Annotated in this window: 22 protein-coding genes; 14 read left to right on the forward strand and 8 right to left on the reverse strand. The window is 68.9% G+C overall.

The annotated features are described in order from the left end of the window. Nucleotides 1-35: 35 nt before the first annotated feature. Complete coding sequence (locus tag JHW48_RS04380; protein ID WP_119887205.1) at nt 36-449, forward strand: SufE family protein; 414 nt, start codon at nt 36-38, stop codon at nt 447-449. On the opposite strand, the gene mnmA is transcribed toward JHW48_RS04380, so the two are convergent. Next, a complete protein-coding gene (mnmA, locus tag JHW48_RS04385; protein WP_119887206.1) occupies nt 421-1,590 on the reverse strand; it encodes a tRNA 2-thiouridine(34) synthase MnmA in 1,170 nt (389 codons plus the stop codon). The genes JHW48_RS04380 and mnmA overlap by 29 nt on opposite strands. A 199-nt stretch (nt 1,591-1,789) precedes the next feature. Between mnmA and sciP the strand changes: the two genes are divergently transcribed. The 4 genes from sciP to recG all read left to right on the forward strand — a co-directional run bounded on the left by sciP (nt 1,790) and on the right by recG (nt 7,233). After that, nucleotides 1,790-2,065: a CtrA inhibitor SciP gene (gene sciP, locus JHW48_RS04390; protein WP_119887207.1), complete on the forward strand. Its 276-nt coding sequence runs from the start codon at nt 1,790-1,792 to the stop codon at nt 2,063-2,065. Nucleotides 2,066-2,164: 99 nt separating this feature from the next. Continuing rightward, a complete protein-coding gene (gene ctrA, locus JHW48_RS04395) occupies nt 2,165-2,875 on the forward strand; it encodes a response regulator transcription factor CtrA (RefSeq protein ID WP_119887208.1) in 711 nt (236 codons plus the stop codon). A 96-nt stretch (nt 2,876-2,971) separates the two neighbouring features. Beyond that, the gene (ligA, locus tag JHW48_RS04400) at nt 2,972-5,140 is read left to right on the forward strand and encodes an NAD-dependent DNA ligase LigA (RefSeq protein WP_119887209.1); all 2,169 of its coding nucleotides are present in this window, start codon (nt 2,972-2,974) and stop codon (nt 5,138-5,140) included. Continuing rightward, a complete protein-coding gene (recG, locus tag JHW48_RS04405) occupies nt 5,113-7,233 on the forward strand; it encodes an ATP-dependent DNA helicase RecG (protein ID WP_272835783.1) in 2,121 nt (706 codons plus the stop codon). The genes ligA and recG overlap by 28 nt, the downstream gene beginning before the upstream one ends. Nucleotides 7,234-7,504: 271 nt before the next feature. On the opposite strand, the gene JHW48_RS04410 is transcribed toward recG, so the two are convergent. Beyond that, a complete protein-coding gene (locus JHW48_RS04410; protein ID WP_119887210.1) occupies nt 7,505-7,942 on the reverse strand; it encodes an iron-sulfur cluster assembly scaffold protein in 438 nt (145 codons plus the stop codon). A gap of 73 nt (nt 7,943-8,015) precedes the next feature. On the opposite strand from JHW48_RS04410, the gene hisI reads away from it, so the two are divergent. Continuing rightward, a complete protein-coding gene (hisI, locus tag JHW48_RS04415; RefSeq protein ID WP_205961959.1) occupies nt 8,016-8,372 on the forward strand; it encodes a phosphoribosyl-AMP cyclohydrolase in 357 nt (118 codons plus the stop codon). Here the strand turns inward: hisI and gluQRS are convergent. The 3 genes from gluQRS to JHW48_RS04430 all read right to left on the reverse strand — a co-directional run bounded on the left by gluQRS (nt 8,353) and on the right by JHW48_RS04430 (nt 11,277). Next, a complete protein-coding gene (gluQRS, locus tag JHW48_RS04420; RefSeq protein WP_119887212.1) occupies nt 8,353-9,210 on the reverse strand; it encodes a tRNA glutamyl-Q(34) synthetase GluQRS in 858 nt (285 codons plus the stop codon). The genes hisI and gluQRS overlap by 20 nt on opposite strands. Then, nucleotides 9,192-10,529 carry a methylenetetrahydrofolate--tRNA-(uracil(54)-C(5))-methyltransferase (FADH(2)-oxidizing) TrmFO gene (gene trmFO, locus JHW48_RS04425; protein ID WP_119887213.1) on the reverse strand — a complete coding sequence of 446 codons (1,338 nt, stop codon included), beginning with the start codon at nt 10,527-10,529 and terminating at the stop codon, nt 9,192-9,194. Before trmFO ends, gluQRS begins: the two co-directional genes overlap by 19 nt. A 100-nt stretch (nt 10,530-10,629) precedes the next feature. After that, complete coding sequence (locus JHW48_RS04430) at nt 10,630-11,277, reverse strand: 50S ribosomal protein L25/general stress protein Ctc (RefSeq protein ID WP_119887214.1); 648 nt, start codon at nt 11,275-11,277, stop codon at nt 10,630-10,632. 171 nt (nt 11,278-11,448) lie between these two features. On the opposite strand from JHW48_RS04430, the gene JHW48_RS04435 reads away from it, so the two are divergent. After that, nucleotides 11,449-12,420: an acyltransferase family protein gene (locus JHW48_RS04435; RefSeq protein ID WP_272835785.1), complete on the forward strand. Its 972-nt coding sequence runs from the start codon at nt 11,449-11,451 to the stop codon at nt 12,418-12,420. On the opposite strand, the gene JHW48_RS04440 is transcribed toward JHW48_RS04435, so the two are convergent. Both JHW48_RS04440 and JHW48_RS04445 read right to left on the reverse strand, forming a co-directional pair. Then, nucleotides 12,369-13,538, reverse strand: a complete 1,170-nt coding sequence (locus tag JHW48_RS04440; protein ID WP_119887386.1) for an alpha-hydroxy acid oxidase — start codon at nt 13,536-13,538, stop codon at nt 12,369-12,371. The two genes, JHW48_RS04435 and JHW48_RS04440, sit on opposite strands and share 52 nt — an antisense overlap. Before the next feature lie 57 nt (nt 13,539-13,595). Beyond that, nucleotides 13,596-13,862: a hypothetical protein gene (locus tag JHW48_RS04445; RefSeq protein WP_119887385.1), complete on the reverse strand. Its 267-nt coding sequence runs from the start codon at nt 13,860-13,862 to the stop codon at nt 13,596-13,598. 84 nt (nt 13,863-13,946) lie between these two features. Here JHW48_RS04445 and JHW48_RS04450 point away from each other — a divergent pair, with 84 nt between their 5' ends. From JHW48_RS04450 to JHW48_RS04475, 6 genes are all read left to right on the forward strand, one after another. Further along, nucleotides 13,947-14,531, forward strand: a complete 585-nt coding sequence (locus tag JHW48_RS04450; protein WP_119887384.1) for a TetR/AcrR family transcriptional regulator — start codon at nt 13,947-13,949, stop codon at nt 14,529-14,531. Nucleotides 14,532-14,571: 40 nt separating this feature from the next. Then, entirely contained in the window at nt 14,572-16,479 is a 1,908-nt protein-coding gene (dnaG, locus tag JHW48_RS04455; protein ID WP_119887383.1) for a DNA primase, read from the forward strand. A gap of 140 nt (nt 16,480-16,619) precedes the next feature. Further along, nucleotides 16,620-18,596 carry an RNA polymerase sigma factor RpoD gene (rpoD, locus tag JHW48_RS04460; protein WP_119887382.1) on the forward strand — a complete coding sequence of 659 codons (1,977 nt, stop codon included), beginning with the start codon at nt 16,620-16,622 and terminating at the stop codon, nt 18,594-18,596. Continuing rightward, a complete protein-coding gene (locus JHW48_RS04465; protein ID WP_170152347.1) occupies nt 18,586-19,011 on the forward strand; it encodes a BLUF domain-containing protein in 426 nt (141 codons plus the stop codon). The genes rpoD and JHW48_RS04465 overlap by 11 nt, the downstream gene beginning before the upstream one ends. A 24-nt stretch (nt 19,012-19,035) precedes the next feature. After that, nucleotides 19,036-20,409: a DNA recombination protein RmuC gene (locus JHW48_RS04470; RefSeq protein WP_119887380.1), complete on the forward strand. Its 1,374-nt coding sequence runs from the start codon at nt 19,036-19,038 to the stop codon at nt 20,407-20,409. Further along, nucleotides 20,406-20,828: a secondary thiamine-phosphate synthase enzyme YjbQ gene (locus JHW48_RS04475; RefSeq protein ID WP_119887379.1), complete on the forward strand. Its 423-nt coding sequence runs from the start codon at nt 20,406-20,408 to the stop codon at nt 20,826-20,828. Before JHW48_RS04470 ends, JHW48_RS04475 begins: the two co-directional genes overlap by 4 nt. On the opposite strand, the gene JHW48_RS04480 is transcribed toward JHW48_RS04475, so the two are convergent. Then, the gene (locus JHW48_RS04480) at nt 20,825-21,499 is read right to left on the reverse strand and encodes an SDR family oxidoreductase (protein ID WP_119887378.1); all 675 of its coding nucleotides are present in this window, start codon (nt 21,497-21,499) and stop codon (nt 20,825-20,827) included. The two genes, JHW48_RS04475 and JHW48_RS04480, sit on opposite strands and share 4 nt — an antisense overlap. A 153-nt stretch (nt 21,500-21,652) precedes the next feature. Between JHW48_RS04480 and nrdR the strand changes: the two genes are divergently transcribed. Then, the gene (gene nrdR, locus JHW48_RS04485) at nt 21,653-22,117 is read left to right on the forward strand and encodes a transcriptional regulator NrdR (RefSeq protein ID WP_119887377.1); all 465 of its coding nucleotides are present in this window, start codon (nt 21,653-21,655) and stop codon (nt 22,115-22,117) included. The last annotated feature ends 5 nt before the right edge of the window (nt 22,118-22,122 follow it).

The raw sequence follows: 22,122 nt of genomic DNA on the forward strand, positions 1-22,122 counted from the left end.
GCGGGCTAACCCGGACCCGCAGCCAGGAGACCGCCATGCCGACCACGCAAGCCTTCGAGGATATCGCCGAAACCTTCGAATTTCTGGACGATTGGGAGGAACGCTATCGCCATTTGATCGAACTGGGCCGCGCGATGCCGGCGATGGAGCCAGCGCTGCAGGTGCCCGCGACCAAGGTGGACGGCTGCGCCAGCCAGGTCTGGATCATGCCCCGGATCGAGGGGCCGACCTTCGATTTCCAAGGCGACAGCGACGCGGTGATCGTGCGCGGGCTGATCGCGGTCCTGCACGCGCTCTATTCCGGGCTGCCGGTGTCGCAGGTGGGTGATGTGGATGCCCAGGCCGCGCTGGCGCGCCTGGGCCTGGACGAGCATCTGTCGGCGCAACGGTCGAACGGGCTGCGCGCGATGATCGCCCGGATCAGGCAGCTGGCCGCCGACGCAGGCTGATCCAGCCGCCGCCCAGCACGCGGGTGCTGTCGGTGTCGTAGAAGACGCAGGCCTGGCCGGGGCTGACGCCATCCTCGGGGTCCAACAGCTCGACCTCGGCGCGGCGGCCAGGCAGGGGGCGCAGGATCGCCGGGCGCGGCGGGCGGGTCGAGCGGATGCGCACCAGACAGGCGATCTCGCCCTCGAAGGGCTGATCGCCCAGCCAGTTCACCTCGGTCACGTTGACGATGCTGGTCGACAGCGCCTCGCGCGGGCCCACGACGACGCGGCGCGTCTCGGGCTCCAGCCGCAGCACATAGAGCGGCTCGCCCCCGCCGATGCCGAGGCCCCGGCGCTGGCCGATCGTGTAATGGATGACGCCGCGATGCCGGCCCAGCACCCGGCCCTCGCGGTCGACGATATCGCCCGGATCGGCCGCGCCGGGGCGCAGCTTCTCGATGACCGAGGCGTAATCGCCATTGGGAACGAAGCAGATGTCCTGGCTGTCGGGCTTGTCCGCGACCGACAGGCCGTATTCGGCGGCCAGGGCGCGCGTCTCGGCCTTGCTGACCAGATGGCCCAAGGGGAAGCGCAGGAAATCCAGCTGCTCCTGCGTGGTCGAGAAGAGGAAATAGCTCTGATCGCGATTCGCATCCGCCGCCATATGCAGCTCGGCCCGGTGGGGGCCCTGCTTGCGCTGGATGTAGTGGCCCGTCGCCATGCAATCGGCATCCAGGTCGCGCGCGGTCTCCAGCAGGTCGCGGAACTTCACGCGCTCGTTGCAGCGGATGCAGGGCACGGGCGTCGCGCCGGCCAGATAGGCATCGGCGAATTCGTCGATCACCGATTCGCGGAACTTGTTCTCGTAATCCAGAACGTAATGGGGAAAGCCCATGCGTTCGGCCACGCGGCGCGCGTCATGGATGTCCTGACCCGCGCAGCAGGCGCCCTTCTTGGCCAAGGCCGCGCCGTGGTCATAGAGCTGCAGCGTCACGCCGATGACGTCATACCCTTCGGATTTCAGCTGCGCCGCGACGACGGAGCTGTCCACGCCCCCCGACATGGCCACGACCACGCGGGTCTGGGCCGGGGGCTTGGCAAAGCCCAGGCTGTTCAATTCGGCGGGGCGCGCGGGCGCGCGTGTTTCGGCGGTCAGGGTCATGGACGGTCTTTCGGCCCGGCACGCCGGCATCGGGCAAAGGTCAGGGGGTCCGGCTCAGGGCGTCCGGCGCGGATTGCGTCAAAATATAGGTAAATACGCCATATTCTCAACCCCGCGGGGGGCGTAATCTGCGGTGATCCTAACCGCGGCTTAAGCGGTTTGGGGCAGTGATTGCAGGACGTGAAGGAAGGACCCTGCAATGTTCGTGAAAAAGACCTCTGGACCGCGGATCGTCACGCTCGATGACGGGCGCATTCTCAGCATTGCGGATCTGCCGATGGCGGACACGCGATGGGTGGCCAGCCGCAAGCAGACGGTGGTGCTGGCGGTGACCCACGGGCTGATCAGCCGCACCGACGCGCTGAGCCGATACGGCCTGTCGGAGGAGGAGTTCGACGGCTGGTGCGCGGCGGTCGCGCGACACGGAAAGGCGGCCTTGAAGGTCACGTCGCTGCAAAAGTATAGACAACCCTAGGTTGCTTTTGGCAAAGTCAATTCATTGGTAACGGCATGTTAACCCCATTGCGGGATTGTCGGGACATCAGATTTGGCGAATCGGGGGTAAGATCAAGCCATGCGAATCCTTTTGGTAGAAGACGATCCCAGCACCGCGCGGGCCATCGAACTGATGCTGACGACGGCCAGCTACAACGTGTTCCTGACCGACATGGGCGAGGAAGGGATCGATCTGGCCAAGCTCTATGACTACGATCTGATCCTGCTGGACCTGGACCTGCCCGACATGCACGGGATGGAGGTCCTGCGCCATCTGCGCCTGGCGCGCATCGACACGCCGATCCTGATCCTGACCGGGTCCGACGATACCGAAAGCAAGCTGCGCGGCTTCGGCTTCGGGGCCGACGACTACATGACCAAGCCCTTCAACCGCGAGGAGCTGCAGGCGCGGATCCAGGCGATCATCCGCCGCTCCAAGGGTCACAGCCAGGCCCTGATCCGCACGGGCGAGATCGTGGTGAACCTGGATGCCCGCTCGGTCGAGGTGAAGGGCAAGCCGGTGAACCTGACCGGCAAGGAATACCAGATCCTGGAACTGCTGAGCCTGCGCAAGGGCACCACCCTGACCAAGGAGATGTTCCTGAACCATCTCTATGGCGGCATGGACGAGCCGGAGCTGAAGATCATCGACGTCTTCATCTGCAAGCTGCGCAAGAAGCTGTCCGAGGCCCTGGGCGGTGAAAGCCATATCGAGACGGTCTGGGGCCGCGGCTATGTGCTGCGCGATCCGGGGCCGGGCAACGAGGAACGGCTGGCCATCGGCGCCTGATCCCGGCCGTCGCGCGCGCGCCCTGCGACCCGTCTGGACGATCGCGCGCCCATGGGCGATACCCGCAATCGCGATGCTGACAGGACGGGGGCGCGGATGGCGGACAGGATGGCAGTGGATCGGCTGAGCCTTGATCAGGCGGCGGCCGAGATCGCGGATCTGACCGCCCGGGTCTCGGCTGCCGACGAGGCCTATCACGGGCGGGACGCGCCCGAGGTCTCGGATGCCGATTACGACGCGATGAAGGCGCGGCTGGCCGCGCTGGAGCGGGCCTTTCCCGCGCTGGCCATGCCCGACAGCCCCACGGGCCAGGTCGGCGCCGCCCCGGCCGAGGGTTTCGGCAAGGTCGTCCATGCCCGCCGGATGATGTCCCTGGGCAATGCCTTCACCGAGGAGGACGTCGCCGATTTCGTGGCCCGGGTGCGCGGCTTTCTGGGCCTGGCGCCGGACGCGCCTTTGGACATGACGGCCGAGCCCAAGATCGACGGGCTGTCCCTGTCGCTGCGCTATGAGGGCGGGCGGCTGGTCCAGGCCGCCACGCGCGGCGACGGCGCCGTGGGCGAAAACGTCACCGAAAACGCCCGCACCATCGCCGACATTCCCCAGACCCTGCCCCAAGGCGCCCCCGATATCCTGGAGGTCCGCGGCGAGGTCTATATGAGCCACGGCGATTTCGAGGCGCTGAACGCCGTGGATGCGGGCCGGGTCTTTGCCAATCCGCGCAATGCGGCGGCGGGATCGCTGCGCCAGATCGACCCGGCGGTGACGGCCCGCCGCCCGCTGCGCTTCTTCGCTTATGGCTGGGGCGAACTGTCCGCCCCCCTGGCGCCTACCCAGGCGCAATCGGTTGGGCGGCTGGCCGAACTGGGGTTCCAGACGAACCCGCTGACGCGGCTCTGCCATGACGGTGCGGGGCTGATCGCGGTCTGGCGCGCGATCGAACAGCAGCGCGCGACCTTGGGCTATGACATCGACGGGGTGGTCTACAAGGTGGACGACCTGGCCTATCAGGCGCGTCTGGGGTTCCGGTCGACCACGCCGCGATGGGCCTTGGCGCACAAGTTCCCGGCCGAAACCGCCTGGACGCGCCTCGACCGGATCGAGATCCAGGTGGGCCGCACGGGCGCGCTGTCCCCCGTCGCCCGGCTGGAGCCGGTGACCGTGGGCGGGGTCGTCGTCTCGAACGCGACGCTGCACAACGAGGATTACATCGCCGGGCGCGACAATGCCGGCGCGCCCATCCGCGAGGGGCGCGACATCCGCGAGGGCGATTGGGTCAAGATCTATCGCGCGGGCGACGTGATCCCCAAGATCGCCGATGTGGACCTGGCCCGCCGCCCCGAGGATGTGCGGCCATATGTCTTTCCGCAGACCTGCCCGGAATGCGGCTCGGACGCGATCCGCGAGCCGGGCGACAGCGTGCGCCGCTGTTCCGGCGGGCTGATCTGTCCCGCGCAGGCGGTCGAGAAGCTGAAGCATTTCGTCAGCCGCGCCGCCTTCGACATCGACGGGCTGGGCGCCAAGCAGGTCGAGATGTTCTTTGCCGATGACCAGCTGCCCATCCGCGAGCCTGCCGACATCTTCACCCTGGCCACCCGCGACGCCGCCAATTTCACCAAGCTGAAGAACCGCGACGGCTTCGGCGAACGCTCGGCCGAAAAGCTCTTTGCCGCGATCGAGGATCGGCGCGCCATCCCCTTGGCGCGGCTGATCTTCGCCTTGGGCATCCGCCATGTGGGCGAGGTCGCCTCGGCCACGCTGGCGCGGCATTTCCACGACTGGCCCAGCCTGGTCGCGGCGATCGACGGGGCGGCGGCCGAACCCGCCTTTGCCGCCCCCGACGACCGCGCCCGCCGCGCCGCACTGGCCGACAGCCCGCATTGGGCCGAACTGACCGGCATCGACGGGATCGGCGCGGTGCTGGTCCATTCGTTGGTCACGACCTTCGCCCAGCCCACCGAACGCGCCAGCATCGACCGGCTGACCGACCTGCTGGACATCCAGGCCGCCCGGACCGCCGATGCCGCCCGGACCGAGATCTCGGGCAAGACGCTGGTCTTCACCGGCACGCTGGAGCGCATGACCCGGGCCGAGGCCAAGGCCCGGGCCGAGGCGATGGGCGCCAAGGTCGCGGGATCGGTCAGCGCCAAGACCGACCTGCTGATCGCGGGGCCGGGTGCCGGATCCAAGGCCGCCAAGGCCGAGGCCCTGGGCGTCACCGTCATCGACGAGGATGAATGGCTGCGCATCGCGGGGGCGGGATGACCCCAGCCAAGGGCCGCCCGCCCGCGCTGTTCCCGCTGTTCGCGGGGATCGACACGCTGCCCGGCATCGGCCCCAAGGGCCGCGCCGCGCTGGAACAGATGGGCATCGACAAGCCGCGCGACCTGGTCCTGACGCTGCCCGCGAGCGGCATCACCCGCCGCCGCATCGCCCGCCTGTCCGAGGCCCGCGCCCCCGAGATCGTGACGATCGCGGTGACCGTCCTGCGCCACCATCCGCCGCAGGTCCGCGGCCGCCCGTGGCGCGTGCATTGCACCGACGGGCATGACGACCTGACCTTGGTCTTCTTCCGCCCGCGCGAGGCCTGGATCGAGGGGCAGCTGCCCCAAGGCGCGACCCGCACCGTCAGCGGCAAGCTGGAGCTGTTCGACGGCCAGGCCCAGATCGTCCATCCCGACCACATCCTGGCCGCGGACGACCCCCAGCCCCCGGAATTCGAGCCGGTCTATCCGCTGTCGGCGGGGCTGACGCAGCGCGGCATGGCCAAGGCCGCCGAGGCCGCGCTGGACCGGGTGCCCGACATGCCCGAATGGATCGACGCCCAGGTCATGGCGACGCGCGGCTGGCCGTCCTTTGCGGATGCGCTGCGCCATGCCCATGCGCCGGGATCGCCCGCCGCCCTGTCGCCCGACAGCCCGGCGCGGGCGCGGCTGGCCTATGACGAATTCCTAGCTCATCAGATGACGCTCGCCTTGGTGCGGCGTGACAAGCGGCGGCTGAAGGGGCGGGGCAGCCGGGGCGACGGGCATCTGCGGCGCAAGGTTCTGGACAGCCTGCCTTGGCCCCCCACCGGCGCCCAGGCCCGCGCGGTCGAGGAGATCGCCGCCGACATGGCCAGCGACCGCCGCATGAACCGCCTGCTGCAGGGCGATGTCGGCGCGGGCAAGACGCTGGTCGCGCTGATGGCCGCCCTGGTCGCGGTCGAGGCCGGGGGCCAGGCCGTGCTGATGGCGCCGACCGAGATCCTGGCCCGCCAGCATGCCCGCGCGCTGGAGCCCTTGGCGCGGGCGGCGGGGGTGCGGCTGGCCGCGCTGACTGGGCGCGACAAGCGCGACCTGCGGGGCCGGATTCTGACCGATCTGGCCGATGGCGGCATCGACATCCTGGTGGGCACCCATGCGGTGTTCCAGAAGGACGTGGCCTTTCGCGACCTGCGGCTGGCGATCATCGACGAACAGCACCGCTTCGGCGTGGCCCAACGGCTGGAGCTGTCGGCCAAGGGCATCGTGCCGCCCGACATGCTGATCATGACCGCCACGCCCATTCCGCGGTCGCTGGCCCTGTCGCAATATGGCGATCTGGACCTGTCGGTGCTGGATGAAAAGCCCCCCGGCCGCCAGCCCATCACCACGGTGATGATCGCCGACACCCGCCTGGACCAGGTCACCGAACGCCTGCGCGCCGCCATGGCGCAGGGGGCGCGGGCCTATTGGGTCTGTCCCTTGGTCGATGAAAGCGAGGTCAGCGACCTGACCGCGGCCGAGGCGCGCTTCACCCATCTGCGTGCGCTGTTCGGCGACCGGGTGCGGATGGTGCATGGCCAGATGCCGCCCGATCAGCGCGACATGGCGATGCGCGACTTTGCCGACGGCACCGCGCAGCTGCTGGTGGCGACCACGGTGATCGAGGTCGGCGTGGACGTGCCCCAAGCCACGATCATGGTGATCGAGCGCGCCGAGAGCTTTGGCCTGGCGCAGCTGCACCAGCTGCGGGGCCGGGTGGGACGCGGCTCGGGGGCGTCCACCTGCCTGCTGATGTATCACGCCCCTCTGAACGAGACCGGCGCCCGCCGCCTGACCACGCTGCGCGACACCGAGGACGGCTTTCGCATCGCCGAGGTCGATCTGGAGATGCGCGGCGCGGGCGACGTGATCGGCACCGCCCAGTCCGGCCTGCCGCGGTTCCGCATCGCCGATCTGGAACATCAACCCGCGCTGATGGCCGTGGCCCGCCAGGATGCCCGCACCCTGCTGGAGATCGACCCTGCGCTGGAGTCCCCGCGCGGGCAAGCGCTGCGCATGCTGATGTGGCTGATGCAGCAGGATCAGGCGATTCGACTGATCCAGGTCGGCTGACCAAGCAGAATGTTCTTAAAAAGTTCTTTACCGAATCGCCGGAACATGAGAACAAACACGCAACAGAAAGGAAGCCGCCATGACCCGTGACACTGCCGTTGATCTTGTCGGGGGCGCTGCCCTTGGCGTGACCCTGATCCTGCTGCTGTGGCTGCCCGCCATCCTGCAGATCTGACCGACTGCCCCGCGTTGCCGGAGGACGCCCCGCCTGTGCGGCCTCCCTGTTCCAAGCACGCGCAACTGGCCGGCCCTGGCAGGGGCCGGCCTTTTTTCATGCCAAGGCCTGGTCCATCGCCTCCAGCGCGGCATCCCAGGCCAGCAGGATCGAGGCATGGCGGTTGGGATAGGCGCGGGCCGGGGTCAGCGCCTCCAGATCGGCGAAGGGGCCGTCGGGGGGGGGCGTATCCTGGGTCAGCATGGATTTCAGCGCGTCGCGCGTGGCCGACAGGGTCGCGCGGTCCAGCCCCAGGGCGGTCTGGCCCAGCACCGCCGCCGATGCCTGACCCAGGGCGCAGGCGCGCACCTCCTGGGCGAAATCGCTGATCCGGCCGTCGCGCAGGGCCAGGTCCACCAGCACCGAGGATCCGCAATGGGGCGAGCGGCGCATCGCGCTGGCCTGCGGATCGGCCAGCCGCCCCTGATGCGGAATGGCCGAGGTCAGCGCCAATATGCGCCGGGAATAGAGCTGCATCAGGTCGGAATCGGCCATCGATCCTCCGCTTGGGGTTTCGCGCGTGGCGTGCCCGGATTAGATAGGCACGCGCCGGATGAAAGGAAACCCGATGTTCGACCCTCTCAGCCTGAAATACGATGCGGCGGGGCTGCTGCCCGCCATCGCCCAGGATGCGGACTCGGGCGAGGTGCTGATGATGGCGTGGATGAATGCCGATGCGGTGGCGCAGACGCTGCGGACGGGGCGGGTGACCTATTGGTCGCGGTCGCGGCAGGCCTTCTGGATCAAGGGCGAAAGCTCGGGTCATGTCCAGGAACTGGTCGAGATGCGGGTCGATTGCGACCGCGACTGCCTGCTGGTCCTGGTCCGCCAGACCGGGCCCGCCTGCCATACGAACCGGCGCAGCTGCTTCTACACCGCCCTGCGCGACGGGGCCGAGGTCGAGATCATGGCGCCGATGGGCTGAAGCGCAGCATCGCGCGGATATCGGCCGGGCTGGCCCCGGCCTCGCGGTAATGGCGGATCGCGCGGGCATCGTCGCGCTTGGCCAGTCGCCGCCCGGCATCGTCGCGGATCAGCCGGTGATGCAGATAGACGGGCGTGGGCAGGTCCAGCAGGCGCTGCAGCAGCACATGGATCCAGGTCGAATCGAAGAGGTCCAGCCCCCGCGTGACCAAGGTGATGCCTTGGGCCGCGTCATCGACCACGACGGCCAGGTGATAGGACGTGCCCATCCCTCGCCGCGCCAGGATCACGTCGCCGATGGTCGCGGCGAAATCCCGCGCGCCCATCGGATGATCCGCGCCGTCCTGGTCCCGAAACGACAGCCGGTCGACCCCGAGCGCCGCGAAGGCCCGCCCGACATCCAGCCGGATCACGTCATCCGGGCCCGCATCCGCCATGTCCCGCCCCCGGCAGGTCCCCGGATAGATCAGCCCGTCCGGCCCCGCGGGCGGTGCCCCTTCCTGCGGGGCCGACAGCGCCGCGCGGATGTCCCCCCGCCGGCAGCGGCAGGGATAGCAAAGCGGCGCCAGACGCCGCAGCGCCGCGCCATAGGCCGCCATCCGGTCGGATTGCCGCAGGACCGGCCGCGGCCAGGTAAGGCCCAGCCAGGCCAGATCCTCGGAGATCGCGGCCTCGTATTCCGGGCGGCAGCGTTCGCGGTCGATATCCTCGATCCGCAGCAGGAACCGCCCATGGGCCGCCGCCGTCAGCGCCGAGAACGCATGACCCAGATGCAGCAGCCCGGTGGGCGACGGCGCAAAGCGCGTCACCGGGCCGGTGGTCACTGGGCGGCCAGCCATGCCGCGTAATCGTCCTTGGCCCGCTGCGTATAGGCGGGATAGCGGTCCTTGCGGCCGCGCCGCCCGCCGCGCATCTCGGGCAGGGGGGGGAACAGGCCGAAATTCACGTTCATCGGCTGGAAGGTCTTGGCCTCGGCCCCACCGGTGATGTGGTTGACCAGCGCGCCCATCGCGGTGGTGAAGGGCGGCGGCGCCAGGTCGCGGCCAAGCGCCTGCGCACCGGCCATGCGCCCGGCCAGAAGGCCCATCGCGGCGCTTTCGACATAGCCCTCGACCCCCGTGACCTGGCCCGCGAAACGCAGATGCGGCGCGGGCCGCAGGCGCATCCGGTCGTCCAGCAGCGTGGGCGAATTCAGAAAGCTGTTGCGGTGGATCCCGCCAAGCCGCGCAAAGCCCGCATTCTGCAGACCGGGGATCATGCGGAAGACCTGGGTCTGGGCGCCGTATTTCATCTTGGTCTGGAAGCCCACGATATTATAGAGCGTGCCTAAGGCGTTGTCGCGGCGCAGCTGGACCACGGCATAGGCCTTTTCCTGGGGCTTGTGCGCATTGGTCAGGCCCACGGGCTTCATCGGGCCGTGGCGCAGCGTCTCGCGGCCGCGTTCGGCCATGACCTCGATCGGCAGGCAGCCGTCGAAATAGCCCGCCGTCTCGCCCTCGTGGAACTCGGTCTTCTCGGCGGCCAGCAGGGCGTCGATGAAGGCCTCGTATTCGTCGCGGTTCATCGGGCAGTTGATATAGGCCTTCTGTTCGGCCTCGGTCTCGCCCTTGTCATAGCGCGACTGTTCCCATGCGATGGACATGTCGATGGTGTCGGCATGCACGATCGGTGCGATGGCGTCGAAGAAGGCCAGCGCATCCGTCCCGGTCAGCCCGCGGATCGACCCGGCCAGCCGGTCCGAGGTCAGCGGCCCCGTCGCCACGATCCAGTTGCCGGCATCGGGCAGATCGGCGACTTCGCCCGGGCGGATGGTGATCAGCGGCTCGTCCTGCAGGGTGCGGGTCACGGCGGCGGCGAAGGCCTCGCGGTCCACGGCCAGCGCGCCGCCCGCGGGCAGGCGATGACGGTCGGCCATGGCCATGATCAGCCCGCCCGCTTGGCGCATCTCCCAATGCAGCTGGCCCACCGCGTTCATCACGTCGTCATCCGAACGGAAGCTGTTCGAGCAGACCATCTCGGCGCAGTCGCCGGTCTTGTGGGCGAAGGTTTCGACCTGGGGGCGCATCTCGTGCAGGATGACCGGCACGCCCATGCGGGCGATCTGCCAGGCGGCCTCCGATCCGGCCAGGCCGGCACCGATGATGTTGACGGGTTCCATGCATGTCTCCTTGACGGCGGGCTAGCAAGGCGGGGGCGAAATGGAAAGGGGCGGCGCCAGTGGCACCGCCCCCAAGGTCATGCGACCGATCCGCGCGGGATCAGGCCTCGGCGGGCGCCTCGGGCGCGTCGGCTGCGGCATCGCCCTCGCCTTCGGCGGCGTCATCCTCGGAGCGCAGCGCCGAGGGCGCGGCCAGGTTGGCGATCACGAAGTCGCGGTCGATGGTCGGCTTGGCGCCGGCGGGCAGGGTCACGTCGCTGATGTTCAGCGTGTCGCCGATCTGGCGGCCTTCCAGGTCCACGGTGATGTGGTCGGGAATGTCACCGGCGGTCACGACCAGCTCCACCTCGGGGCGGACGGTGACCAGGGTGCCGCCGCGCTTCAGGCCGGGGCACTTGTCCTCGTTGATGAATTCCACCGGGATGAACAGGTTCACCTTGGACGTGCGGCGCAGGCGCATGAAGTCGATATGGATCGGCAGATCCTTGACGACGTCGCGCTGGACGCCGCGGCAGATGACGCGGACGTCTTCCTGCCCTTCGACCTGCAGGTTCCACAGGGTCGACATGAAGCGGCCGGCGCGCAGTTGCGTCAGCAGCTTGTTGAAGTCGAACTGGATGGAGACCGGGTCCTTGCCGTCACCATAGACGATACCGGGCACCTTGCCGTCGCGGCGAGCCTGGCGAGCGGCCCCCTTGCCCGACCCCGCACGTGCCTCGGCCACCAGATTCGGAATCTCTTTGGCCATTTTTCTAATCCTTAACCATTGTTGGGGGCGCCATCCTCCAAGGGTGCGTGGCGCCAGGGGGTGCCCCTAGCGCAAAACGGCCGGGATGTGAAGCGTCAAACGTATTGGGTTTGACTTGTCATCGCCCCGACACATATGCCGGGCCGGAGGGTCTGGCCAGAGGGGCGGCGGATGCAGCGGATGATCGCGGTCGATTACCTGCGGGTGGTTCTGGCGGGTTTCGTGGTCGTGGCCCATTCGGGCCTGGCGCGCCAGTCGATCCGCGACGCGGGCGAGGCCGGTCTGGTCTGGCTGGCCTTGGGCAACAGCGTGCTGCGCGTGGCCGTGCCGGTCTTCACGCTGATCGCGGGCTGGTTTCTGGCGGGCGTGATGCGGCGGGGCGGGCTGTCGGGCTGGGCGGGGCATCTGCTGGTGCTCTATGCGGTCTGGTCGGCGATCTATCTGGTGTTCCTGGGCCCCTATTACGCGAACCGGCCGCTGGCGCTGACCGGGTCCGAGCTGGTCCTGGGCTTCATGCATCTGTGGTTCCTGCAGGGGCTGGCCGTGGCCGGGGTGCTGCTGGCGGGCTTTGCCGCCTTGGGCCGGGGGGCTGTCGCGGCATCGGCGGTGGTGCTGGGGGGCGCCGGGCTGGCGCTGCAATATGCGCGCATGGCCGGCCTGTCCGAGGTGCCGATGGAGCATTACCGCAACGGGCCGCTCTATCTCTATCCCTATCTGGCGATGGGCTGGCTGATGGCGCAGGGCCTGCCGCGGATCGGGGCGGGGTGGCTCTGGGCCGCGGCGGTGCTGGGGCTGGCGGCCTGCGTGGCCGAGAACCTGTTCTGGCTGCACCGCATCGGCGAGGACCCCCTGCTGGAGATGCCGCCGGGCCATCTGCTGGCCTGCCCGGCGATCCTGCTGCTGGTCATGCGCTGGCGGCTGCCGCGGACGGACCTGCCCTTGGGCCGGGCGGCGGCGGCGATCTATGTCGCGCATGTGCTGGTGCTGCAGGGCCTGCCGATGCTGGGCATCGACCATCCGCCGACGGGGGCGGTGCTGGGCTTCCTGCTGCCGCTGGCGGTGGTGCTGGCGCTGGACCGGCGCCGCGCGGGTCAGGCGACCGGGTATTCGTCCAGAAACCCGCGCGGGATCAACAGGTTCTGAGGCCCGACCGCATTCAGGTCGCGTTCCCCGCAGAGCGCCATGCTGACATCCAGCTCCTTCCGAATGATCTCCAGCGCGCGGGTCACGCCGGCCTCGCCCATGGCCCCCAGCCCATGCAGCCAGGCGCGCCCGATCCAGGTGCCATGCGCACCCAGGGCCAGTGCCTTCAGCACGTCCTGGCCCGAGCGGATGCCGCCATCCATATGCACCTCGACCGAGGTGCCCACCGCCTGGACGATATGGGGCAGCATGCGGATCGAGGACAGCGCCCCGTCCAGCTGGCGGCCGCCATGGTTGCTGACCACGATCGCGTCCGCGCCGAAATCGGCGGCGATGCGGGCATCCTCCGGGTCCAGGATGCCCTTCAGGATCAGCTTGCCGCCCCACATGTCGCGGATGCGGGCGATCTTGTCCCAGTCCAGGCGCTCGTCGAACTGCTCGGCCGTCCAGCTCATCAGGCTGCGCGTGTCGCCCACGCCCTTGGCATGGCCTACGATATTACCGAAATGCCGCCTCTTAGTCCCCAGCATCCCCATGCCCCACCGCCAGCGCGTGGCCAGATCCAGCATCGTCGGCAGGGTCATGCGCGGCGGGGCCGACAGCCCGTTCTTCAGGTCCTTGTGCCGCTGGCCCAGGATCTGCAGGTCCAGCGTCAGGACCAGCGCGTTGCAGCCCGCAGCCTTGGCCCGGTCGATGATCGCGGCCAGGAAATCCTGGTCCTTCATCACATAAAGCTGGAACATGAAGGGCTTGGTCGTGTGCTCGGCCACGTCCTCGATCGAACAGATGGACATGGTGGACAGGCAGAAGGGCACGCCGAAGGCCTCGGCCGCGCGGGCGGCGTGGATCTCGCCATCGGCATGCTGCATGCCGGTCAGCCCGACGGGGGCCAAGGCCACGGGCATGGTCACGTCCAGCCCCGCCATCCGCCGCGACAGGCGCCGGTCGGACATGTCCACGGCCACCTTCTGGCGCAGCTTCAGCCGCGCGAAATCGGCCGTGTTGTCGCGAAAGGTCTGTTCGGTATAGCTGCCCGATTCCGCGTAGTCATAGAACATCCGCGGGGTCCGCGCCCGGTGCAGGCGCTTCAGGTCGTCGATGCAGGTGATGACGGGCATGGCCGGGCCTTTCGCTACTGGTAAGGTTTTCTTACCAGTCCGTACCCGGCTTGGCAATCACCTGGCGGCGCGGTCGCGCAGCGCGGGGTCCACCACGGGGCCGCGCAGGCCATCGGCCCGCGCCCGCAGCGCATCAGCCCGCCCGACCGCCGCTGTGCGGACCGGGCCGGGATCGGCGCGGGCCGGGCCCGCATGGGCCGGCAGCGCAGGTTCGGCCAGCATCCGGTCGGTCGGCAGCAGGCGCGGATAGGCCGCATCGTCCGATGGCGCGCAGGCGGACAGGATCAGGGTGACCGTCAGGGTCGGGGCAAGCAGATGTCTCATCCCCGCATCGTTACGCGGGCCGGGCGCGCCGGGCAACGGCTTCGCCGCTTTCATCGCCCCCCGCCGCGCGCTAGACAGGGCGCCATGGCCCGCACGCAAGGTTCCCGCGCCCATATCACCGGCCCCCTGATCCGCGACACGGCGCGCCGCCTGTTCGCGCGGCACGGCTATGCGGCGGTCTCGATGCGCCAGATCGCGGCGGCGGTGGGGGTGCAGGCGGGCGCGCTCTATGCCTATACGCCCGACAAGCAGGCGCTGCTGCGTGACCTGCTGGACAGCCACATGCAGGACCTGCTGGATGCCTGGCGCGACGATCCCGGGGCCGCGCCCCTGGCCCGGCTGGAACGCTTCGTGCGGTTCCACATCGCCTTCAGCCTGGACCACCCGGATGCGGTCTTTCTGTCCTATATGGAACTGCGCAACCTGGAGCCCGCGAATTTCGCCCGCATCACCGCCCTGCGCGGCCGCTACGAGGCGGCTCTGGAGGCGATCCTGCGCGACGGTGTGGCGGCGGGGGCCATGCGGATCGAGGATCCCAAGCTGACCACGCTGGCGCTGATCGCGATGCTGACCGGGGTGACGAACTGGTATCGCGAGGGCGGGCGGCTGGATCGCGACCGCATCGTCCAGATCTATTGGGGCCTGGCGCGCGGGGCGGTCGGCGCGTGACGCCTTGTGGGCGGGGCGGGCATGACCGATAATCGCGCCCATGTCCCTGCCCCCCGGTTTCCTCGACGAGATTCGCAACCGCGTTCCGATCAGCCGCGTGATCGGCAAGAAGGTGACATGGGACCTGCGCAAGTCGAACCAGGCGCGCGGCGACTGGTGGGCGCCATGCCCGTTCCATCAGGAAAAATCCGCCAGCTTCCATTGCGACGACCAGAAGGGGTTCTATTACTGCTTCGGCTGTCACGCCAAGGGCGACGCGATCGGGTTCCTGCGCGACCATGACGGGATGGAATTCATCGAGTCGGTCAAGCTGCTGGCCGCCGAGGCGGGGCTGTCCATGCCCGAACCCGATCCCCGCGCCCGCGAACGCACCGACCGCCGCGCCCAGCTGCTGGAGGTGACCGAGGCCGCCTGCCGCTGGTTCCGCCTGCAGCTGCAGACCGGGGCCGCGGCCGAGGCGCGCGATTACCTGCAGCGGCGCGGCCTGGACCAGCCCGCGCTGGACCGGTTCGAGATCGGCTTCGCCCCCGATCAGCGCACCGCCCTGACCGCCGCGCTCCGCGACAAGGGCTTCGACGATGCGCGGATCGTGGATGCGGGCATGGCCGCGCGGCCCGATGGGGGCGGCGCGCCCTATGACCGGTTCCGGGGGCGCATCGTCTTTCCGATCCGCGACGGCCAGGGGCGCTGCATCGGCTTCGGGGGGCGGGCGATGGACCCGAACGCGCGGGCGAAATACCTCAACAGCCCCGAGACCGCGCTCTTCGACAAGGGGCGCAACCTCTATCACATGGGGCCCGCGCGGGCGGCGGTCTCCAAGGGCCAGCGGCTGGTGGTGGCCGAGGGCTACATGGACGTGATCGCGCTGGCCCGGGCCGGGTTCGAGGGCGCGGTGGCACCCTTGGGCACCGCCGTGACCGAGGATCAGCTGCGGCTGATGTGGCGCATCTCGCCCGAACCGATCATCGCGCTGGACGGGGATGCGGCAGGCCAGCGGGCGGCGCAGCGGCTGATCGACCTGGCGCTGCCGCTGACCGGGCCGGGTCAGGCGCTGCGTTTCGCCTTCCTGCCCCAGGGCCAGGACCCGGACGACCTGATCCGCGCCGCGGGGCCGGGCGCGATGGGTGCGGTGCTGGACCAGGCGCGGCCGCTGATCGACCTGCTCTGGTCGCGCGAGACGGCGGGCCAGGTCTTCGACAGCCCCGAACGCCGCGCCGCGCTGGACCAGCGCTTGGCCGAGGCCGTGGCCCGCATCCCCGACGAGCCCACCCGCCGCCATTACGCCGAGGAGATCCGCCGCAAGCAATGGGACCTCTTCGGCGCCGCGCGCCGGGCGCAGCGGCCGGGCCGGGCGGCCGGGCAGGGCCCGGCACGGCGCCAAGGGGCCTCGATGGCCCCGCGGGCGCCGATCTCGGCCATCGCGCCGCCCATGCCGGAACAGGGCGAGGACCTGCTGGAGGGCGCCGCGCTGCTGATCTGCGCGCTGCGTCCCGCGGCGATGATCCCGGTGGAATCGCGCCTGGAACGGCTGCTGCCGCGCGATCCGGACCGGGCCGCGCTCTTGCATGATCTTTTGACGCGGGCGGACAGCCCCGCGGGGCGGCGCGGCCTTGAAACCCTGCGCCGCGACGCCCATCTGGGCCTGACCCCGACGGTGATCGAACAGAAGGCCGATGATGCCGCTTCCTTGATCCTTGCCGATCTTCTGGATCGCCTGGAGGTCGCCCGCGCGACCCACCAGGAACTGCGCCGCGCCGAGACCGAGATGCAGGGCGAGGCCGACGAGGGCCTGACATGGCGCATGAGCCAGATCGCCCGGTCCCGGCACCTGACCGAACGGCGCGAACTGGACGGGGTCAAGGATGCGGGCGAGGATGGCGACGCGCTCTCGGCGCAGCTTTCCGACTGGCTGTCGGGCCAGATCTGGCGCAAGCCGCCCCGGCGGTGACCGCGAATCGCCGTTGCGAATCATCAGCGGGGCCCGGCCTTTGATTCGGTCGGGAACCGCGCTAGAACCGAAACGATTTTGCGACGATTCGCGGCCTCCAGCGAATCGTCTCTCCACGCCGCGCCGAGAAGGAGCCCTGGATGGCCGCCAAGGACGACGACCACGACAAGACCGACAAGGACGACAACGCCCATTCGTTGGACATGAGCCAGGCTGCGGTCAAGAAGATGATCGCCGAGGCGCGGGACCGTGGCTACATCACCTATGACCAGCTGAATTCCGTCCTGCCGCCCGAACAGGTCAGCTCGGAGCAGATCGAGGACGTGATGTCGATGCTGTCCGAGATGGGCATCAACGTCATCGAGGATGACGAGGCCGCCGAGGAATCCGAAGGCGGGGCCGTGGTCGCCGCCGGGTCCGGGTCGCGCGAACTGGCCGTCGCCGCGACCGAGACCGAAAAGCTGGACCGCACCGACGACCCCGTCCGCATGTATCTGCGCGAGATGGGCAGCGTCGAGCTGCTCTCGCGCGAGGGCGAGATCGCCATCGCCAAGCGCATCGAGGCCGGCCGCAACACGATGATCGCGGGCCTGTGCGAAAGCCCGCTGACCTTCAAGGCCATCACGCTGTGGCGCGAGGAGCTTCTAGACGAGGAGATCCTGCTGCGCGACGTGATCGACCTCGAGACGACCTTCGGCCAGTCCATGGACGGCGAGGAAGGTGACGAGGAGGAGCTGGTCGCCGAGGGCGATGCCGGCGCCAGCGCGGCCCCAAAGCGCGAGGAATACGACGCCGACGGCAACCCCCTGCGCGTCGAGGAGGACGAGGACGAGGACGAGGGCGCGAACCTGTCCCTGGCCGCGATGGAGGCCAGCCTGAAGCCCAAGGTGCTGGAGACGCTGGAATCCATCGCCCATTACTACGAGCGGCTGGCCGACATGCAGGATCAGCGCATGTCCGCGACGCTGAACGAGGATAACAGCTTTTCCGCCACGGCGGAGAGCGACTACCAGACCCTGCGCTCCGAGATCGTGGTGCTGGTCAATTCGCTGCACCTGAACAGCGGCCGGATCGAGGCGCTGGTCGACCAGCTTTATGGCATCAACCGCCGCATCGTCACCATCGACAGCGGCATGGTCAAGCTGGCCGATGCCGCCCGCATCAACCGTCGCGAATTCATCGACGCCTATCGCGGGGCCGAGCTGGACCCGACCTGGATGGACCGCATGTCCGCCCAGGCCGGTCGCGGCTGGCAGGCGCTGTTCGACCGTTCGCGGGATGCGGTGGAAAAGCTGCGCGGCGACATGGCCGAGGTCGGGCAATATGTCGGTGTCGATATCGAGGAATTCCGCCGCATCGTGGCCCAGGTCCAGCGCGGCGAGAAGGAGGCCCGCCAGGCCAAGAAGGAGATGGTCGAGGCCAACCTGCGTCTGGTCATCTCCATCGCCAAGAAATACACGAACCGCGGGTTGCAGTTCCTGGACCTGATTCAGGAAGGCAATATCGGCCTGATGAAGGCCGTGGACAAGTTCGAATACCGCCGCGGCTACAAGTTCTCGACCTATGCGACCTGGTGGATCAGGCAGGCGATCACCCGGTCCATCGCGGATCAGGCGCGGACCATCCGCATCCCGGTCCACATGATCGAGACGATCAACAAGCTGGTCCGCACCGGCCGCCAGATGCTGCACGAGATCGGCCGCGAGCCGACCCCCGAGGAACTGGCCGAGAAACTCCAGATGCCGCTGGAGAAGGTCCGCAAGGTGATGAAGATCGCCAAGGAGCCGATCAGCCTCGAGACCCCGATCGGGGACGAGGAGGACAGCCAGCTCGGCGATTTCATCGAGGACAAGAACGCCGTCCTGCCGCTGGACAGCGCCATCCAGGAGAACCTCAAGGAGACCACGACCCGTGTCCTGGCCAGCCTGACCCCGCGCGAGGAGCGCGTGCTGCGCATGCGCTTCGGCATCGGCATGAACACGGACCACACATTGGAAGAGGTGGGGCAGCAGTTCAGCGTCACCCGCGAACGTATCCGCCAGATCGAGGCCAAGGCATTGCGTAAACTGAAACATCCCTCGCGCAGCAGAAAACTGCGGTCGTTCCTTGACCAGTGATCTGAACAGCGTGGAGGGGCTCGGGTTCTACCTCTATCGAAGCACGGCGCGTGACGGGCTGGGCGCGGACGAGCTGCAGGACATCCTGCTGGAGGCCCGGCGCCGCAACCAGGCCTTGGGCCTGACCGGCTGCCTGCATTACGAGGACGGGCTGTTCTTTCAATGGCTGGAAGGCCCGGTCGAGGGGCTGCGCGACGTCGTGGCCTCGATCGAGCGCGACCGGCGGCATGTCTCGCTGGACGTGCTGGACCAGGGATCGCTGGATCATCGCCGGTTCCAGGACTGGCGGATGCGGTTTTCGGACCGCGACAAGGCCTCGCTGATGGACTGGTTCGCGAAATCCGACAGCTCGACCGTGCATCGCGGGGATTATGCGGGCGGCGTCGTCGCCTTCATGATGTCCATCGCCGTCTGAGACCACGAAAGGGGGGACGGGCCGATGCCCCAGTCCTTGGACCCGCTGACCCTGATCGCGCTGGCCGTCGCGGGCCTGGCCGTCGCCCTGTGGCTGCGGGGGCGTTCGGCACTGGCCCGCGCCCAGGCCGACCTGCAGGACCGGGCCCTGCGCCATTCCCGGCTGGAGGTGGAATCCGAGGCCGCGGGCCAGCGCCTGTCCCGGATCACCGAGGAGCGTGACGGGCTGACCGACGCGCTGCACCAGACCCGCCAGCAGCTGTCTCAGCTGGAGACGCGGCTGGCCGAGACCCGGCTGCGCGCCGAAAAGGATGCCGAGGCCAGCGCGCGCGAGATCGCCACCCTGCGCGAGCTGCGCGCCGAGATGACCCAGCATTTCAAGCTGCTCTCGGCCGAGACGCTGCGCGCCCAGCAGGAGGATCTGCAGCGCAGTCAGAACGACCAGCTTTCCGCGCTGCTGGCGCCCTTTCGCGACCAGGTGGGGCGGTTCCAGACGGAATTGCAGGCCCGCAACAAGGTGCTGGACGAGGAATCCGCCCGGCTGCGCGAACAGATCCTGTCCCTGCACAACCGCAGCGAGGCGATCAGCCGCGAGGCGGTGAACCTGACCCGCGCCCTGAAGGGCGAGAAGCAGCGCCAAGGGGCCTGGGGCGAGATGGTTCTGGAGCGTATCCTGGAGGAATCCGGCCTGCTGGAGGGCACGCATTACCAGGTCCAGGCCAGCTGGCGCGACGAGGCCGGCAAGCTGTGGCGCCCCGACGTGGTCGTGCGCATGCCCCGCGGCAAGGCGATGGTGATCGACAGCAAGGTCTCGCTGAACGATTACGAGCTGGCGGCGACCTCGGACGACCCGGCCGAGGCCGAGGCCGCCCTGCGCCGCCATGTGGCGGCGATCCGCGCCCACATCACCGGGCTGTCGGAACGCGGCTATCAGCGGATGGACGACAATTCAGTGGATTACGTGCTGATGTTCATCCCGATTGAAGGCGCCTTCTCGGAGGCGCTGCGCGCCGATCCGGGGCTGGCGGGTTTTGCGATGGAACGCCGGGTCGGGCTGACCACGCCGATGACGCTGATGCTGACGCTGCGCACCGTGGACCATATCTGGGCCGTCGAGCGGCGCGAGACCAATGCCATGGAGATCGCGCGCCGGGCCGGGCAGCTCTATGACAAGGTGGCGGGCTTCGTGGAGTCGATGGAGGGCGTCGCCAAGGCGCTGGACCAAGCCAGCCGCGCGCAGGCGCAGGCGATGGACCGGCTGTCTCGCGGCCCCGGCAATGTCATCCGCCAGGTCGAGATGCTGCGCGCCCTGGGCGCCCGGGCCAGCAAGCAGATCGCGCTGGATCACGACCGTGACGACGATGCGGCCTCGCTGCCCGGTCCCGAGGCCGCGGAATGATCGACAGCCTGACCATCCGCACGTCCGGCCCCGCCTGCCACGAGATCACCCGGCGGATCGCGGAATGGCTGGGCGGGATCGGCGCGGGGGACGGGGTTCTGACGCTGATGGTGCGCCACAGCTCGGCCTCGATCCTGATTCAGGAGAATGCGGACCCGGAGGTGCAGCAGGACCTGCTGGCATGGCTGGACCGTCTGGCGCCGCCCGCCGATCATCCCTCGATGGGCTGGATCACGCATCGCTACGAGGGGCCGGACGACATGCCCGCCCATCTGAAGGCCGCGATGCTGCCCACGACGCTGCAGATCCCGGTGCAGGGCGGGGCGATGATGCTGGGGCGCTGGCAGGGGGTCTATCTGGTCGAACACCGGCGCGCGCCCCATGATCGCCATGTGGCGATGGCGTTCCAGGCGGTCTAGCCCTGCTGGGGCATCAGGAAGACCTCGCGGATGGCGGCGCGTTCGGGGGCGGTGATCATCTGCAGGACCGCGGCCGCGACATCCTGGGGCTGCAGCTTGTCGGGCGCGCCCGCGTCGAAGAAGGGCGTGTCGACCATTCCCGGCGCCACGACGCCGCAGCGCCCGCCCCATTCGCGCATCTCCTCGGCCAGGTTGCCGGCATAGCCGTGCACGAACCATTTGGTCGCGCCATAGATCGAGCCCGCGATATGGCGCCGCCCCGCCGCCGACCCGGTCAGGACCAGCGTGCCCTTGCTGCGCCGCAGATGCGGCAGCAGGGCGCGGGCGGTCAGCACCACGCCGGTCACGTTCAGATCGATCATGCCGCGGATGTCGTCCAGATCGCCCGCCTCGGTGCCGGGTTTGGACAGCCCGCGCCCGGCATTGGCGAAACCCGCATCGATGCCCCCGAAATGATCGGCGCAGCGCGCGGCGGCATCGCTCAAGGCCTCGGCATCGGTGGCGTCGCCGGTCAGGACCAGCGCCTGTCCGCCCAGCTCGTCCGCCAGGTCCCGCAGCCGGTCGGCCGAGCGGGCGAAGAGGGCGGTGTTCCACCCCGCCTCGGCGGCCGCGCGGGCGGTGGCCGCGCCGATGCCGGATGATGCGCCGGTGATGAACAGGGTCTGGGCCATGGGAACCTCCGGGGTTGCTGGGATGCCGGGCAACGCGGCATTCGGGCCACAGGTTCCGGGGGGCCTATCTTGTGGGGCGGAAGATCGGGCTACCCAATCCCTGCCAAGCTGCCTATAGTTGTCGCGGATCGCCCAAGGCACAGGGACAACGGAATGCGCTGCCCGTTTTGCGGAAATGTCGATACCCAGGTCAAGGATTCCCGCCCCGCCGAGGATAACGTGGCGATCCGCCGCCGCCGGTTCTGCCCGTCCTGTGGGGGGCGCTTCACCACCTATGAACGCGTCCAGCTGCGCGATCTGGTGGTCGTGAAGTCGAACGGCCGGCGCGAGGATTTCGACCGCGACAAGATGGCCCGGTCGATCCGCATCGCCATGCAGAAGCGCCCGGTCGAACCCGACCGGATCGAACAGATGATAAGCGGCATCGTCCGCCGCCTGGAAAGCACGGGCGAGACCGACATCCCCTCCAAGGCCATCGGCGAGATCGTGATGGAATCCCTGTCGCGGATCGACAATGTCGCCTATGTGCGCTTTGCCAGCGTCTACAAGAATTTCCAGGATGCGGATGATTTCGACAAGTTCGTGTCCGAGCTGCGCCCCGGCGCCGCCGCGGATTGAGCCTG

The sequence above is a fragment of the Paracoccus aestuarii genome (assembly GCF_028553885.1).
Lineage (GTDB): Bacteria > Pseudomonadota > Alphaproteobacteria > Rhodobacterales > Rhodobacteraceae > Paracoccus > Paracoccus aestuarii.